Annotated in this window: 13 protein-coding genes and 1 tRNA gene; 7 read left to right on the top strand and 7 right to left on the bottom strand. The window is 41.9% G+C overall.

Annotated elements, in window-relative coordinates:
• The first annotated feature begins 2 nt into the window (after positions 1–2).
• From purD to LV85_RS02265, 3 genes are all read left to right on the top strand, one after another.
• Entirely contained in the window at positions 3–1,289 is a 1,287-nt protein-coding gene (gene purD, locus LV85_RS02255; RefSeq protein WP_111316576.1) for a phosphoribosylamine--glycine ligase, read from the top strand.
• 133 nt (positions 1,290–1,422) lie between these two features.
• Positions 1,423–2,826: a regulatory iron-sulfur-containing complex subunit RicT gene (gene ricT / locus LV85_RS02260; protein WP_111316577.1), complete on the top strand. Its 1,404-nt coding sequence runs from the start codon at positions 1,423–1,425 to the stop codon at positions 2,824–2,826.
• Positions 2,819–3,274, top strand: coding sequence for a gliding motility lipoprotein GldH (locus LV85_RS02265; RefSeq protein ID WP_158531127.1), 456 nt, complete (start codon positions 2,819–2,821; stop codon positions 3,272–3,274). The genes ricT and LV85_RS02265 overlap by 8 nt, the downstream gene beginning before the upstream one ends.
• A 148-nt stretch (positions 3,275–3,422) precedes the next feature.
• Here LV85_RS02265 and LV85_RS02270 read toward each other — a convergent pair whose 3' ends face one another.
• Positions 3,423–3,875, bottom strand: a complete 453-nt coding sequence (locus LV85_RS02270) for a GNAT family N-acetyltransferase (protein ID WP_111316579.1) — start codon at positions 3,873–3,875, stop codon at positions 3,423–3,425.
• Between the two features lie 136 nt (positions 3,876–4,011).
• Between LV85_RS02270 and LV85_RS02275 the strand changes: the two genes are divergently transcribed.
• Both LV85_RS02275 and LV85_RS02280 read left to right on the top strand, forming a co-directional pair.
• Positions 4,012–4,923 carry an NAD-dependent epimerase/dehydratase family protein gene (locus LV85_RS02275; protein WP_111316580.1) on the top strand — a complete coding sequence of 304 codons (912 nt, stop codon included), beginning with the start codon at positions 4,012–4,014 and terminating at the stop codon, positions 4,921–4,923.
• A 120-nt stretch (positions 4,924–5,043) separates the two neighbouring features.
• Positions 5,044–6,342 (top strand): alpha/beta hydrolase family protein, encoded by a 1,299-nt coding sequence (locus LV85_RS02280; protein WP_111316581.1) that lies wholly within the window; start codon positions 5,044–5,046, stop codon positions 6,340–6,342.
• Positions 6,343–6,798: 456 nt separating this feature from the next.
• Here LV85_RS02280 and LV85_RS02285 read toward each other — a convergent pair.
• Positions 6,799–6,872 (bottom strand) — tRNA-Arg (locus tag LV85_RS02285).
• 181 nt (positions 6,873–7,053) lie between these two features.
• Between LV85_RS02285 and LV85_RS02290 the strand changes: the two genes are divergently transcribed.
• Positions 7,054–7,809: a porin family protein gene (locus LV85_RS02290; protein ID WP_111316582.1), complete on the top strand. Its 756-nt coding sequence runs from the start codon at positions 7,054–7,056 to the stop codon at positions 7,807–7,809.
• A 45-nt stretch (positions 7,810–7,854) separates the two neighbouring features.
• On the opposite strand, the gene LV85_RS02295 is transcribed toward LV85_RS02290, so the two are convergent.
• Both LV85_RS02295 and rpoN read right to left on the bottom strand, forming a co-directional pair.
• The gene (locus LV85_RS02295) at positions 7,855–8,427 is read right to left on the bottom strand and encodes a PA-phosphatase (RefSeq protein ID WP_245942112.1); all 573 of its coding nucleotides are present in this window, start codon (positions 8,425–8,427) and stop codon (positions 7,855–7,857) included.
• Positions 8,428–8,474: 47 nt separating this feature from the next.
• Positions 8,475–9,929 (bottom strand): RNA polymerase factor sigma-54, encoded by a 1,455-nt coding sequence (gene rpoN / locus LV85_RS02300; RefSeq protein ID WP_111316584.1) that lies wholly within the window; start codon positions 9,927–9,929, stop codon positions 8,475–8,477.
• A gap of 179 nt (positions 9,930–10,108) precedes the next feature.
• On the opposite strand from rpoN, the gene asnS reads away from it, so the two are divergent.
• On the top strand, positions 10,109–11,560 hold the full coding sequence (gene asnS, locus LV85_RS02305; RefSeq protein WP_111316585.1) for an asparagine--tRNA ligase: 1,452 nt from the start codon (positions 10,109–10,111) through the stop codon (positions 11,558–11,560).
• 149 nt (positions 11,561–11,709) lie between these two features.
• Here asnS and LV85_RS02310 read toward each other — a convergent pair whose 3' ends face one another.
• From LV85_RS02310 to LV85_RS02320, 3 genes are all read right to left on the bottom strand, one after another.
• On the bottom strand, positions 11,710–12,897 hold the full coding sequence (locus LV85_RS02310) for an MFS transporter (protein WP_111316586.1): 1,188 nt from the start codon (positions 12,895–12,897) through the stop codon (positions 11,710–11,712).
• 63 nt (positions 12,898–12,960) lie between these two features.
• Positions 12,961–14,430 (bottom strand): NAD(P)H-hydrate dehydratase, encoded by a 1,470-nt coding sequence (locus LV85_RS02315; protein ID WP_111316587.1) that lies wholly within the window; start codon positions 14,428–14,430, stop codon positions 12,961–12,963.
• A 2-nt stretch (positions 14,431–14,432) separates the two neighbouring features.
• Positions 14,433–15,746 (bottom strand): MFS transporter, encoded by a 1,314-nt coding sequence (locus LV85_RS02320; protein ID WP_111316588.1) that lies wholly within the window; start codon positions 15,744–15,746, stop codon positions 14,433–14,435.
• Positions 15,747–15,773 lie beyond the last annotated feature (27 nt).

A 15,773-nucleotide genomic window follows, 5' to 3' on the forward strand; every position in this document is an offset into this window, starting at 1 on the left:
CAATGAATATACTCTTATTAGGAAGCGGAGGCAGAGAACATGCTTTCGCCTGGAAGATCGTACAAAGTACCGGTTGTACACAATTATATGTAGCTCCTGGTAATGCAGGCACAGAGGATATAGCGATCAACGTCAAACTCAGCATCACTGATTTTGATGCAATCCGAGATTTTATCGTTTCCAAAAATATAGGTCTGGTAGTAGTCGGCCCAGAAGAGCCCTTGGTCAAAGGAATCGTTGATTACCTTCAAAACCAACCTGAGACAGCCACGACTCCTGTAGTTGGCCCATCTCAACTAGGCGCTACACTGGAAGGCAGCAAGGATTTTTCGAAGCGCTTTATGCAACGCAACAATGTGCCTACTGCTGCTTATGAAACCTTCACCGCAGCTCAACTAGACGCTGGTTTAGCCTATTTAGAAAAGCAAAATCTACCAATTGTACTGAAAGCAGATGGACTAGCCGCTGGAAAAGGCGTACTAATCTGCTCGACCCTAGAGGATGCAAAAGCATCTTTGAAGGAAATGCTTTTGGACAAAAAATTTGGTGAAGCCTCAGCCAAGGTCGTTATAGAAGAGTTTCTTACGGGAATTGAGCTTTCTGTTTTCGTAGCAACTGATGGCAAAAACTATAAGATTTTGCCGGAAGCGAAAGATTACAAGCGTATCGGCGAAGGTGATACTGGCTTGAACACCGGAGGCATGGGCGCAGTAAGCCCTGTGATTTTCGCAGATGAAGCCTTTATGACCAAGGTAGAAGAGCTAGTAGTGAAGCCTACTGTAGAAGGTCTCGCAAAAGAAAATATCCCTTACAAAGGATTCTTATTCATCGGTTTGATGAATAACAATGGTGAGCCTCATGTGATTGAGTACAATGTACGCATGGGCGATCCTGAAACTGAAGCTGTATTACCTAGAATTGAAAGTGACTTCTTGGCCTTGCTACATGGTATCGGCACTGGGACATTGGATTCTTATGAGCTAAAAATCTCTTCAGATTATGCAGCTACAGTGGTAATGGTAAGCGGTGGCTATCCTGGTTCCTACGAAAAAGGAAAAATTATAAGTCTTCCTGATACCATAATAGGAACTGAAATTTTCCATGCTGGGACAGCTAAAAATGAACATGGGGAATTAGTAAATCAAGGAGGTCGAGTACTTGCCGTCACTGGCAGAGGTGAGAACCTCCAAGAAGCGCTTAGTAATGCCTTCACTACCGTGAAAGAGATCAACTGGGATCAGGCTTACTACCGCAAGGATATCGGAATGGATATCCTTAACTTAATGTAAATAAACCCAAAACTAATCAGGGCTTTGCCCCTGTCTATATATTATGTCTGGATGTAGCACATGCTCAACCTCCTCAGGAGGAACCGGAGGCTGCCAAAGTAACGGCAGTTGCGGGACGAGTGATTGTAATAAAATGAATGTCTTCGATTGGCTGTCTCACATGGGAATCCCAGAGGTGGACAACTTTGACATTGTAGAAATAAAATTCAAAGGAGGCAGAAAAGAATACTATCGAAACGTAGATTTTCTTGCTTTAAATACTGGTGATCCTGTAGTAGTGGACGTCCCAAGTGGGCATCATATCGGCTACGTATCACTTCAAGGCGAACTTGTTCGTCTTCAAATGCAAAAAAGAAAAATCAGAGATGATGATGAAATTCTGAGAATTTACCGTGTCGCCAACCAAAAGGACATGGAAAAATGGGGAGAAGCTCAAAACCGAGAAATCCCTACACTCTACAGATGTCGTCAGATCGTCAATGAATTGGGATTGAAGATGAAAATGTCTGATATCGAATATCAGGCAGACAACTCCAAAGCAACCTTCTATTACTCAGCAGATGATCGAGTTGATTTCAGAGAATTGATCAAAGTACTGGCTGGAGAATTCAGAATCCGTGTAGAAATGCGCCAAATCAGCCTTCGCCAAGAAGCGGGGAGACTAGGTGGAATCGGTGTCTGTGGTAGAGAACTATGTTGTTCTACCTGGCTCGTGGATTTCAAAAATGTAAGCACTTCTGCTGCCAGATACCAGAATCTTTCTCTAAATCCAGGGAAACTAAGCGGTCAATGCGGTAGACTGAAATGCTGTCTCAACTATGAGTTGGACACTTATATGGATGCGATCAAAGACATCCCATCTATTGACCGTCCACTTCAGACAGAATCTGGGCCAGCTAAACTTCAGAAAACTGATATTTTCCGAAGAATGATGTGGTTCAGTTACAACAATGATAACGAGTGGCACAGCATCTCTTGCGACCGAGTGAAAGAGATCCAAGCAATCAATGAGAAGGGCACAAAAGTATTTACTCTTACTTACAATGAGGCTTCAGAGATCGAGGATCTAGCGGCTAAATCAACACGAGAATTAGAATTGTTGGATAAGAAGTTTGCTAATTCTAGTCCTAAGCGCAAGAAAAAGCCACGTCCACAGAATAGGAATGCAGGTGGTAACCGAAACCAGCAAGCATCCAATAAACCTAGCCCTAAATCAAATCAGCCAGATTCTCAGCAAAACGTCGCTCAGAATCAAAGACCAGCAGGGGATCAGCCGAAAAAGCGGAGAAATAATAAGAATAGAAATAAGCCTAGAAATCCTGACGCAAATACAGGACAGACTCCCCCTGCTCAACATCAGCAACCGAAAGCGCAAAATACAGCTCCTAAAAGGCAAAATGTGCAAAAACCAAAACCTGCTGAAGGAAAAACAGGGAATGCTAATACAGGAGATGCCGCTCCAAAACCACAAGGAAAAAAGAGATTTCCACCAAGAAAAAACCAAGGGCCTAATCCAAATAAACCTGGGAATGAATAAGGTAAAACACTGCCTATTTGTAGTACTAATCCTCGTATTTTCGGCCTGCACAGATGGGCGGATTTACGAGGATTTTCAAAGCCCGCCAAACCAAAATTGGGGGATTACTGACAGCCTGGTATTTGACCTGCAGGAGGTGGAGTTGATCAATACTCCTGATTTGGTAGCGGTGAAGTTTAACGAGAAATATTCCTTTTCAAACTGCTATATGAGAATCATCTCTAAGGATTCGGCAGGCCTTATTTTGGACAATAAGCTAATAAACATTACACTATTCGACCCGAAGTCTGGCGAGCCTCTGGGAGAGGGATTTGGCAATTCGTACACGCGATACGACACACTTCCATTCCGGTTTGATCAGAACACCAAGAGTGTAACGCTTTTACAGTACATGCGCCAAGATCAATTAGCTGGTGTAGAGGCTGTGGGGATAAAGATTTTGAAGTAAAGCACTGATTAGAACAAAAATCTACCGCAAGTATGTGCGGAAAAAACACGCAGATTTTTATCATGCAATGCAAATCACAAATCCTTTAGAGGATTTGCTCAAATCCGCGTAAGTTATCTGCGTATATCTGCGGGAAGATCGCATCTAATTAATTCAACTCTTTCTGAAAACAGATACTATTATCCATTCCTACGTATTGTGCATAATTCGGAATGATAAGGTAGCCTTTCTTTTTATACAATTCCACCGCCTCCACCTGCCTCTTACCCGTTTCGAGCACACACTTTTTATAGCCTAGTTCGGCAGCCCATTCTTCCAATTCCGTCAACACACGGGAAGCTAAGCCATTGCCCCTCACGTCAGGCTTGGTAAACATTCGCTTTACTTCCATCGCATCCGCATCAAATTGTTTGATCGCACCACAAGCCACAGGAATACCATTTTCATAACAAACCACCACGTTTTTCAGCTTGACAATTGTATTAAATTGATTGTAATAGTCATGATCTCTACCATCTTTTAGAGCCAGATAAGCATCGAGCAACTTTACCAAGGCTACAAAATCAGGATTGGAGGAATCAGTGCGCGTGAGTGTGATCATAAGATGAAGATAAATGAAAATGACTAGTTATCCAGAAATCTCAGCTCGGCGTTTTTCAAAATAATTAAAAAGAAAAAGGAATTTGAGATTCCCTCTTCAATGTGAAAAAACAAGAACTACTTTATATTGCAGAGAGATGAAAAACACAACTAAAAAACGAATCCTTTTTACTGGAGGATCTGGAAAAGCAGGAAAGCATGTAGTGTCCTACTTGCTCGACCAAGGACAACGCGTAATGAATGTAGATTTGAAACCCTTGGATCTACCTGGGGTTGACAATCTCATCGCTGACATTACGGATTCCGGACAGATGTTTAATGCCATGAGTTCGTATGCCGGTTTAGATGAGTTGGAAGCAGGCCATGGTGTACCAGCATTTGATGCAGTTGTACATTTTGCTGCTGTACCTAGAATATTAATCAATCCTGATAATGAAACTTTTCGCGTCAACACCATCGGTACTTACAATGTGATTGAAGCGGCCGTGAAGCTTGGGATCAAGAAGATTATTATTGCTTCCTCAGAGACCACCTATGGTATTTGCTTTTCAGATGGCAAAACCGATCCACATTCTTTGCCTTTAGAGGAAGATTACGATGTGGACCCTATGGATAGCTACGGATTATCCAAGGTGGTAAATGAGAAAACAGCACGAAGTTTCCAGCGTCGCTCTGGAATAGATATCTATGCGCTACGTATCGGAAATGTGATTGAACCAAACGAATACGCCGAACTTTTCCCATACTATTTCAAAAACCCTGAAGTACGCCGTAGAAACGCATTCTGTTACATTGATGCCCGTGATCTGGGACAGATTGTGGATTTATGTTTGCAAAAAGACGGGCTTGGCTATCAGGTATTCAATGCCGGTAACGATCATAACGGAGCGATTATCCCAAGCAAACAATTGGCAGAACAGTTTTTCCCAGGCGTACCAATTTCCCGTGAACTGGGTGAGCATGAAGCATTATTTTCGAATCGAAAAATCCGTGAAGTCCTAGGATTCAAAGAAGAACATAACTGGCAGAAATATGTGAAAGGGGAATGATGATTCGACTCAAACTTTGTCTCACAGGTCAAAACCTAACAACGCAGTCTTTCATATCCCTAACCTCGGTTGATACAAGAATTCCTTACCTTGAAGCCATAAACCTAAACGATAACCCATATGACTAAAAATCGCCTTCTAGTACCAATTCTAACATCAATCCTTTTTATATGCTCCTTGTCCGTCAGCCTTGGACAGTCAGCAGCAAAACCCTTTGTGTACGGAGATCCTTTGCCTGACGCACCGGAATTAGCCGCACGTGGTGAGTACGCTGTAGGTGTACAGACCATAGACTTAATTCATAAAAACCAGCTGGATATTCTTAATTACGGTAAGGGCGGAGATTCTCTTTACAACAGACCTCTAAAGGTGGAAATCTGGTATCCGGCAGAAGCTGGAACTAATGAACTGATTTCTTACGATGAAGTAATGGGACAAAATGGTTCTAAAGACAGACCTCTCATCCCCTTTAAATTCCTAGGCAGAGCCACAAGAGATGCTAAACCAGCTTATGCAGATGCTGCTTTCCCTCTTGTGATCGTATCTCATGGATACACAGGCTCAAGGTATTTGATGACCTATTTGACCGAGAACCTGGCTTCCAAGGGATATGTAGTGGTGGCGATAGATCACACAGATGCTACTTTCAGAGATGCAGCCGGATTCCAAAGCACCTTGCTAAATCGTTCACTTGATGATCTCTTTGTCCTCAACGAAATGGCAAGACTCTCTCAGCAAACCGATTCCTTTTTAAAGAACCTAGTAGATTCGGACAACACTGCATTGATCGGTTATTCTATGGGAGGCTACGGCGCAGTCAATGTAGCTGGCGGCGGATATAGTCCTCAAGCAGCACAATTCTTTGGCAGTATGGCAGGTGGAAGCAAAGCCTTATTAAAGCGAACTGTTGGAAATCCAGAATTTGAGGCATCCATAGATCCAAGAATCAAGGTTATTGTGGCTTTTGCCCCATGGGGCATGCAGCGTGGTGTCTGGAATGCAGAAGGTTTGGCTGGTATCAAAATCCCTTCTCTTTTCGTGGCAGGAAGCAAGGACGATATCTCTGGCTATGAGGATGGCACCAAAGCAATCTACGAAGGAGCGGTAAACTCCGACAGGCACTTACTCACCTACATAGATGCGCGACATAACACCGCTCCAAATCCTCCTCCTGCAGAAGCGCTTGAGCCGGGAAGACATATCGATGAGTATTTGAGATATGCAGATTCTGTGTGGGATATGCGCCGTATCAATAACATCAACCAGCATTTTGTCACCGCATTCCTAGGTGTTCACTTGAAGGGCAAGGAAGAATACAAAGCCTTTTTGGATTTCGATCAAGAAGAAAAGAAAGCTTGGCCTGGCTTCAAACCCCGTACTTCTATTGGCTTAGAGCTGGATCATCAATCTGCTAATTAACAATAGCCATTGCAACTTGAAAACACTCGATATCTGCGTGTAGCGTAGCTAAGTGCAATTGAAATCTTCTAAATGAAAATAAAGAAGCCCAACTTTACGGTTGGGCTTCTTGTGCTTACCAATATTCACCCCCATAGCATTGGATTGAAACCTATCCTAAAGAATTTGGGACGCAATAGACAGTTGAGTGATTTGAAATTTTAAATGTAGAGGCAATAAAAAGTTCTATTAGCCTAGCTTCAAAAAACCTCAAGCAGATAAATTGAGCTTAGCCTGCTAATAATTTTCTTCCGGTAAAATCGTGACTGGGAGCTTTTGAACACTAAAAGCCTAGAAAAAGAATAACCTACCAGTAAATTGCTTTGTGTGCTCGATAAGAATTATCCCGAAGGAATACGACCTCCTGAGCCTGCGAAGCCCATAAAAAAAAAAGCTCAGCATAAATGCTGAGCTTTGTGACCTCGTCAAGATTCAAACTTGAAACCTCCTGAGCCGTAATCAGGTGCTCTATTCAGTTGAGCTACGAAGCCGAATTGGAATGCAAAGGTATTTAAAAATAGATTTTATCCAAACACAGTCACATAAGAAATTTACAATTTATTTATACGAGCCTCGTTTACCCTTAAGAATAATTAAGATCAAAAAAGGGGTAAATCCTTAGGGATTCCCTATTTTTGCCCGCGTTGAATGCATTATAAGTAAACCAATTTGATGAAAAAAATATACACCTTACTGCTAGCTTTTCTTTTGATTCAAGGAGCTTTCGCCCAGGACAGCCTGCAAGTCGCTAAAAAATCAAAGACTCCTATCGGAGGAAGGCCAAACATTCCTAGTGATTTGAAGTTTGAATTTGGGTTTAACCAACTTAACAACAGGTCAGAAGACCTAGGCGTCAATTTCTTTGCCTCGCGTACCTTTAATGTTTATTATCAATATCCTATTTCCATTTTTGGTAAGGACTCCGGAATTACGATGGACTTGGGTATCGGTATTGGTTCTGACAAATACGGTTTCAAAGACGATCAAACCTTGTATAACAATCCTGCTTTAGGACCAGAATCAAGTGTATTGAGAGACATTACAGATGTATTGGGAGATGATATCAATATTAAGAAGAATGTAGTAGCGGCTAATTACGTGGATATTCCACTGGATTTCACCTACCACTTCAATAAAACCAACCATTCTAAGGGATTCCAAGTTAGCGTCGGAGGTAAATTCGGATACTTATATGAGGCACACACTAAAGTGAAGTATGAGAATTCTGATAAGCTCAAAAGACAAATTAAGGATTCTCAGAATTATGGTCTTGAGAAATTTAGATATGGCATATCAGTGAAAGCTGGCTCACAAGGCTTTTATGCGTGGAGCTATTTCGGCTTGAATCAAGTATTCCAGAAAGGTATGGGACCAAATAGCACCGAAGCTACCCAAATCAACTTTGGTATTGGGGTGAACGTCTTCTAAGACATCAATTCAGAAATAATCTAACCGGGCTTATGTCCGGTTTTTTTATGCCCAAATCCAGTTAAAACCGATAAAACATAGCGTAAATCCAAACACAAGACCGACATAAATCTCAATAGGCCTGTGCGCATTTAAGTACAGTCTCACAGTCCCCACTAAGCCAGCGAGCATTATAGAGGACAATAAAGCATAGAGCGGCTGAAATGTCGGGAATTTAATCCCTAAGACTACTACAGCGGCCAGCAAGCCACCCATCCCAGTCATATGCGCAGACATTTTCCAAAAAAAAGTAACCAAGGTCAGTATCAGAATAGCCAAGGTAATAACACCCAAGACTTGCCAAAGAATAGGATCGAACTCCTTCTTTTGATACAAAAAATAAACGGTTAGAATATAGTAAATACTGGTGACTGAGAAAGGGATGGCCCGCTCCTTCAGATCCGCCATATGAATACTTTTGAGTGTGCCAGTCAGCCGCAATCCAAAAATCGTCACCATAGGTATAACCAAGGTGGACAAGGTGATCAGATAGAACAAGGAATTCTTGAATGATTCAGGAATACTCGTAGCCTCAGGAACGACAAATAGCACCAAGCCAAAGACTAAACTTGGAATCACCAAAGGCTGAAAAACGACTGAAATAATTAACGAAAAAATCCTCTGCACTACAATTCTTTTCTTAGTCTAGCAACAGGGATCTGAAGCTGCTCACGATATTTTGCAACAGTTCTTCGCGCGATATTGTATCCTTTTCCGTTTAGCATTTTGACAAGCTTGTCATCCGATAGTGGCTTCTTTTTATCCTCTGCATCCACCATAGTTTGTAGTACAGATTTCACTTCCCGATTACTCACATCCTCCCCGCTATCTGTAGCGATACCTTCTGAGAAAAAATACTTCAATGGATAAACGCCGAATTCCGTTTGAATAGCTTTACTATTTGCTACTCTGGATACCGTGGATATATCCATATCAATTCGCTCGGCAATATCTTTCAAGATCATCGGCCGGAGATTGGTCTCATCTCCATCAATGAAAAACTCCTTCTGATATTGTAGAATCGCTTCCATAGTTCTCAAAAGCGTATTCTGTCTCTGCTTGATCGCATCAATAAACCACTTTGCAGCATCCAACTTCTGCTTTACAAAGGTGACCGTCTCCTTTAGTTTCTTGTCTTTCTTATCACTCTTGTCGTAGGCATCAAACATCTCCGAGTAAGACCTGGAGATTCTCAATTCCGGAGCATTCTTAGAATTTAAGCTGATTTCATATTTTCCCGCTGTATTAGTGAGCATGAAATCTGGAATTATGTATTGTGTCCTGACCAAGCCATCAGCCACTCCTCCTGGTTTTGGGTTGAGCTTAGTGATCAGATTCACAGCATCCTTGGTCTCTTCATCGCTAAGATCACAACGCTTCTGAATCTTTGCATAATGCTTTTTGGTGAATTCATCGAAACAATCATGCATGATTTTCAAAGCATTCTGCACGGTAGGATCATCTGGATGCTCCTTACGCTCTAGCTGAATAGTGAGACATTCCTGAAGATTCCTAGAAGCTATACCTGCTGGATCAAAATTCTGGATTTTTCTCAAAATCTCCTCCAACTCGTCAATATCTGTTTCAATATTTTGGCTGAAAGCCAAGTCATTAATAATTGATTCTAAATCTCGACGGATATACCCATCATTCTCAATACTACCAATTAGCTGCTCCCCGATGATCTTTTCCCTATCGTCTAGACGAAGAAAACTCAACTGAGAAACTAACTGATCGTGCAGGGAAGATTGACTGGAAATAGGCATTTCGCGATCTTCTTCATCCGCATTATAATTGCCGTCTCCTTGCATTTTATATCCACCGTACTCATCATCTAAGTAATCATCGATGTTTACGTCACGCTCTTCTGTGAGAGGCTCCTCTTCGTAGTTATCCTCAAAGTCATCCTCTGTACTTTCTTTTTCCTCAGTTTTGCCTTCTTCCAGCGCAGGATTAATCTCGAGTTCCTCTTCGATTCGAGTATCTAATTCGGCCGTCGGAACCTGCAACAATTTGATAAATTGTATTTGCTGAGGTGACAGCTTCTGGGAAAGTGACTGGTTAAGATGTAACTTTTGCATTCGGTATTGGGTAAAACCTGCTGTTTGGGTTCAAAAAAGGCCTTTTCTCCTGAAAAAGCCCTTATGCCAAAGTTAGGAAAAACGAGCAATTTTTTGATAAAAAGCTTATTTAATCGTTTTTTTGCATTCCTTTAAATTATTAGCAGGCTTCAAATAATCCTGCATTAACAAATCACCAAATGGCATTTAACAAAAGAGTCAAAATCAAGACCATCCTGGATACCCATCCAATTGGATCAGAAGTGACGCTCATGGGCTGGGTTCGTACAAAGAGAGGAAACAAAAATGTTTCATTCATTGCACTAAATGACGGCTCCATCATTACGAATTACCAAGTGGTGGCTGACCCAAATCTGATTTCTGAAGATATTCTGAAGAAATGTACCACAGGAGCTTGCCTTAAAGTGACCGGAAATGTAGTCGAGTCCCAAGGTGCAGGACAAAGCTCAGAGTTAAATGCTACTACTATAGAAGTTCTGGGGGAAGCAGATCCTGAAAAATACCCACTGCAACCAAAGAAGCATTCCATGGAGTTCCTTCGGGAAAATGCCCATCTGAGAATGAGAACCAATACTTTCAGCGCAGTCTTTAGAGTTAGACATGCCTTGGCATTTGCTGTTCATAAATACTTCAATGATAAAGGCTTTTTCTACATCCATACGCCTATCATCACGGCTTCCGATGCAGAAGGAGCTGGGGAGACCTTCAAAGTCACTACCCTTGATATGAAGAACCCTCCAAAGAATAGCGAGGGCGCAATAGATTACAAACAGGATTTCTTCGAAAGAGAAACCAACTTGACGGTGTCCGGTCAACTGGAAGGCGAATTGGCAGCTATGGCACTGGCTGACATCTATACTTTTGGCCCAACTTTCCGCGCTGAGAATTCAAACACAACTCGTCACTTAGCTGAGTTCTGGATGATCGAACCTGAAATGGCTTTCTATGATGCGGAAGACAATGCTGACTTGGCAGAAGATTTCTTGAAATATGTGATCCAATATGCATTGGACAATTGTGCTGAAGATCTAGCATTCCTAGATTCAAGGCTTCAGGAGGAAGAGAAGGTGAAGCCGGCAGATCAGCGAAGTGAGATGGGACTGATTGAAAAGCTGAAATTTGTAGCAGAAAATGAGTTTGTACGCATTAGCTATACTGAGGCGATAGATATTCTGAGAAATTCTAAGCCTAACAAGAAAAAGAAATTCTCCTACCTCATTGACGCTTGGGGAGCAGATTTGCAATCTGAGCACGAGCGATTCTTGGTAGAAAAACATTTCAAAAAGCCTGTGATACTCTCTGACTATCCAAAAGACATCAAGTCATTCTACATGCGTCAAAATGATGATGGAAAAACTGTAGCTGCCATGGACATTCTTTTCCCTGGCATAGGTGAAATAGTCGGTGGTTCGCAGCGTGAAGAGCGTATGAATGTACTTACCAAGAGAATGGAAGAGATGGATATTCCTCAGGACGAAATGTGGTGGTATTTAGACACCAGAAGATTTGGAGCTACACCGCATGCCGGTTTCGGATTAGGCTTTGAGCGAATGGTGCTCTTCGTCACTGGAATGGGAAATATCAGGGATGTGATAGCATTCCCTCGAACTCCAGGAAATGCAGAGTTTTAAAAGCTGTAAATCCCCGGCAGAAATGTCGGGGATTTTTTATGGCCAATTTTTTCATGAAAACATCGGTCACCGGTCTTCGGGCTTCGGTCTCCCAGCCTGTACAACAGCACGAACAAACCTATTGACATCATTGAGGGTAATTAAAAGGTTTAACTCACGACTTTAATTCTCATGGCTAGCGGAATACATAGCAAGCTAAATGCAATGGCGATATAACCGACCACATTGAAGTTGGTCAGCTCCCCAGCTGCATTCTCTCCAATTATTATTCCTGCAAGAAGAGATGCTACACCTGTAGCTAATTGCTGCACAGCTGAGTTGAAACTGAGAAAGCTCCCTCTGTTTTCTGGTTTGGCAGTTCCAGTGACTATCGCAGCAGCTGGCACATATCGGCCATTAGATGTCACAAAAAACATCGTAGAAACCATCAGCACAAAAGGAATAGGCGTTACCCCTAAATGCGTAATGATTGCAATAGGAACCACATTCAGTAGCATGAAAATGATAAAGATCTTCTGCTTACCATACTTATCAGAAAGCTTCCCTACCCAGGGCGATGTGAAAATCGTAAATGCTCCACCCGCCATGTAGATGTAAGTAAGTTGTAGCTCAGTAAACCCAACATTTGCCACAGTATATGGACTCAAAAAAGGGATAATCATAAACTGGCCAAACATCATCATTACAGAAAGAGTAATCGCTCTCATCTGATTGGAATCACTTGTAACTCTTCGAATCACTACCAGCGGACTAGGTCTTATGACATCATTTCTCAAATGATCTCTGATAGTTGGAATGAATCTGACAATCATCCCAAGGCTTAAGACTGATAGTCCTGTAAGGATGAAAAATGGCGTATGCCAGTCTGATAAACTTGCGAGAAACAAACCCAAGGGAACGCCGAGAACTGAAGCCACAGAGAATGCCGCCATCACCAAGCCCATAGCTCTACCACGTCTGGAATCAGGAATCACATCTCCTATAATAGCCAGAATCAATGCAGAGGTCAATCCTCCAAAAATGCCTGAGACCACTCTTGCAGCCAAGAGAACTGGATAGCTTGGAGATAAAGCACAGCCCAAAGTGGCAATCGCAAAGCCTACATATACCCACACCAGTATTTTCTTACGGTCAAATCGATCCAATATAAATGCTCCAAAGAAGCTAGAAGTCCCCGCACTGAAGGTATAGCAAGACACCAATAGCCCAAACTCACGAGGTGAAATCTCAAAGATCCTCATGAGCTGAGGTCCTAAGGGCATCAAAATCATGAAGTCAACAATGTGAATAAAATTGATGGCAGCCAGCGTCCAAAGTAAAAACTTCTCGTTGTTCATAGCAAAAAATGGATAGATATCAAACCTCAGGCATAGCGATATACTTTGCCGAGGAACAAAGAATTAGGAAATATCTAACTGAATGTAGGTCTCTGAGATTGCCTCAATAATATCACTAGCTATCATAGATCTACGCTTGGATTTGGAAGCAATTTCTCCCGCTAAACCATGATGAAACACACCACATAATGCAGCATTTTCAGCTGCATAGCCCATTCCTAAATAAGACGTGATCATTCCAGTAAGTACATCACCGGATCCTCCAGTTGCCATGTATTTATTGCCAGTAGAATTAACTACCTGCCTTCCATCTGGCATACTAACAACTGTATTAGCACCTTTCAACACCAAGATCAATTCATTATCAAGCGCAAACTTTTTGGCAAGCTTAAGCCTCTCCAGATGATTAATAGCCTTTCCAACCAATCTAGTAAATTCACCAATATGAGGTGTAAGCACTGAATTCTTTGGTACCAAGGGTAATAAATCAGGATTCCTCGCCAACAGGTTCAGCCCATCAGCGTCAATTACTATTGGCTTTTTGAAATCATTTAAAAACTGCCTGAATAACCTAGCCCTATTTTCTGTTCCCCAACCTGGGCCTATCCCCACAGCATCATAAAACTCAGGATTTGGAATCAATCCCCAAGATGCCATCGCCTCTGGTACTGCCGTTTGAATAATGATTCGCTCAGAATCCTCCATGTGGCAGGTTACCAAACCTGAGCCTGTACGCAGTGCACTTTTAGAACAAAGAATAAGCGCCCCCATCTTGCCCGGGCTTCCTCCTACTAGCAGGATTTTACCCATATCCCCTTTATAGCTAAACCTATTAAATGTCTTGTGCAAAGTGGCTATATCTTTGGCTTCGAGATAATACAAGGAGCTATCAAAGTCCCTGTATGCCTCTTCTAGTAAACCAAATTTGAGTACGATCATCTCCCCTACATACTCAGCATGTTCGGGTAAAATCAAGGAAAGCTTAGGGAATCCAAAACTGATCGTATAATCAGCCTTCACCGCTTGCTCTTTAGTGACTTCATCAGATGGCAATCCAGAGGGAACATCTATACTTAAAACAGTGCCCTTAAACTCATTTAACTTATGGATAATCTCGAGAGCAGCGGATCTAAGTTCCCCTTTCAAGCCAACGCCCAGAAAGGCATCAATAAGAATTCCATTTTGGGGAAATAACCAATTTTCAAAGTCTAAGACCTGAATTGATTGGGGAAGCCTATTGAAGTTCAAAAGAGCGTCCGAACTGAGTTTATCAAGCGACTCAAAGCACTTCAGGATAGTAACTGAAAAGGAATGCTCGGTCAATAGCCTAGCTATAGCTAAGCCATCACCCCCATTATTGCCTCCGCCCACAGCGATATGAATACTGTGCTCAGAAGAAAATGACTGATCTAGAAACCAATGCACAAAGGCTTTGGAAGCATCCTCCATTAGCTCATGGCTACTTTGTCCACTCAATTTCAAATGCTGCTTGTCGAGCTCCTTCACTTGAACTCCAGATAGTATTTTTTGCATAATTATGCCCTTTCAGTATCTAAGCCTTTTTTAGGGATAGTTACTAAAAGTAGGAAACCTAAGCCAACAAGAAAAAATATACCTAGGGAAAGAGCAGAGTTTCTCATACTACCAGTGATTTGCTCTATGAAGCCATAGGAGAAAGTACCAAGAACAATGGCGAGCTTCTCCGTCACATCATAGAAGCTAAAATAAGAAGCATGATCAGTAGAGCTTCTCGGGATCAATTTAGAAAAAGTAGATCTAGACAAAGATTGAATACCTCCCATCACTAATCCTACTACAAAAGCCAAGGCAAAGAATTCATACACAGAATATACATAGTAAGCTCCTGCACATATCCCCACCCATATCAGGACCATGATCACCAAACTTTGTTTGTTCCCAAACTTTTTGGAGATAAAAGCAAAGAAGTAGCTTCCTGCAATGGCTACTATCTGAATAATCAGGATAGTCATGATCAACTGATCACCAGGCAATCCCAGCTCCTTATCACCAAAGGTAGCTGCCAAGTACATTACTGTTTGCACTCCCATAGAGTAAAAGAAGAAGGATGCCAAGAAGCGATACATCACTGTAATTTGCTTGACCTCATTCCACACTTTTCTAATCTCATGATAGCCTTTCAGCAAAAACTCTTTTTTGATATCCTTCCCAAAAGGATTATGAGGAAGGACTCTAAATGGAATCTGCGAGAAGCCAGCCCACCACAGACCAGTAATCAAAAACGAAAGCCGTGCAGCCATCCCGTCATCAGATAGCATAAACCAAGAAGGAAACTGGATCATGAGCAAATTGATCACCAGAAGAATGACACTACCGATATAACCTAGCGCAAACCCCTTTGCACTGAGTAGATCATACTTATCTGGAGTGGTAATCTCTGGCAAGTAGGCATTGTAAAAGACTATACTCCCAGCATAGCCTACACTTGCAAGCACAGAGAAGCAAATACCCCATTCCAAGTTATTCCCATCAAAAAAGAAAAGCGCAATACAGGATAAGGAACCAAGGTAGGCAAAGAACTTCATAAACTGAAGCTTCTTACCACTTGCATCAGCTATTCCAGAAAGTATTGGTGATATCAGAGCAATGATCAGGAATGAAAAGGATATGGAATAGGAATACAAAACCGTATTGACGATCTCAAACCCAAAAAAGTCAACCGTATCATTGGCATTTAGTCCTTTTGTGACACTATTAAAGTAAACAGGGAAAATGGTAGAAGTGATGACTAGACTATAAACAGAATTTGCCCAGTCGTACATCGCCCAAGCATTTTGGACCTTCTTAGTGTTTTTAAGTGATGCTAGCATAACAGGAAATAAAAAAAGCTATCCCAA

The sequence above is a fragment of the Algoriphagus chordae genome, assembly GCF_003254055.1.
Lineage (GTDB): Bacteria > Bacteroidota > Bacteroidia > Cytophagales > Cyclobacteriaceae > Algoriphagus > Algoriphagus chordae.

What these genes read in the sequence shown, in the direction of transcription:
- purD (WP_111316576.1), top strand. Translation starts at nt 3, where the DNA reads ATGAATATACTCTTATTAGGAAGCGGAGGCAGAGAACATGCTTTCGCC.
- ricT (WP_111316577.1), top strand. Translation starts at nt 1,423, where the DNA reads ATGAATGTCTTCGATTGGCTGTCTCACATGGGAATCCCAGAGGTGGAC.
- LV85_RS02265 (WP_158531127.1), top strand. Translation starts at nt 2,819, where the DNA reads ATGAATAAGGTAAAACACTGCCTATTTGTAGTACTAATCCTCGTATTT.
- LV85_RS02270 (WP_111316579.1), bottom strand. Translation starts at nt 3,875, where the DNA reads ATGATCACACTCACGCGCACTGATTCCTCCAATCCTGATTTTGTAGCC.
- LV85_RS02275 (WP_111316580.1), top strand. Translation starts at nt 4,012, where the DNA reads ATGAAAAACACAACTAAAAAACGAATCCTTTTTACTGGAGGATCTGGA.
- LV85_RS02280 (WP_111316581.1), top strand. Translation starts at nt 5,044, where the DNA reads ATGACTAAAAATCGCCTTCTAGTACCAATTCTAACATCAATCCTTTTT.
- LV85_RS02290 (WP_111316582.1), top strand. Translation starts at nt 7,054, where the DNA reads ATGAAAAAAATATACACCTTACTGCTAGCTTTTCTTTTGATTCAAGGA.
- rpoN (WP_111316584.1), bottom strand. Translation starts at nt 9,929, where the DNA reads ATGCAAAAGTTACATCTTAACCAGTCACTTTCCCAGAAGCTGTCACCT.
- asnS (WP_111316585.1), top strand. Translation starts at nt 10,109, where the DNA reads ATGGCATTTAACAAAAGAGTCAAAATCAAGACCATCCTGGATACCCAT.
- LV85_RS02310 (WP_111316586.1), bottom strand. Translation starts at nt 12,897, where the DNA reads ATGAACAACGAGAAGTTTTTACTTTGGACGCTGGCTGCCATCAATTTT.
- LV85_RS02315 (WP_111316587.1), bottom strand. Translation starts at nt 14,430, where the DNA reads ATGCAAAAAATACTATCTGGAGTTCAAGTGAAGGAGCTCGACAAGCAG.
- LV85_RS02320 (WP_111316588.1), bottom strand. Translation starts at nt 15,746, where the DNA reads ATGCTAGCATCACTTAAAAACACTAAGAAGGTCCAAAATGCTTGGGCG.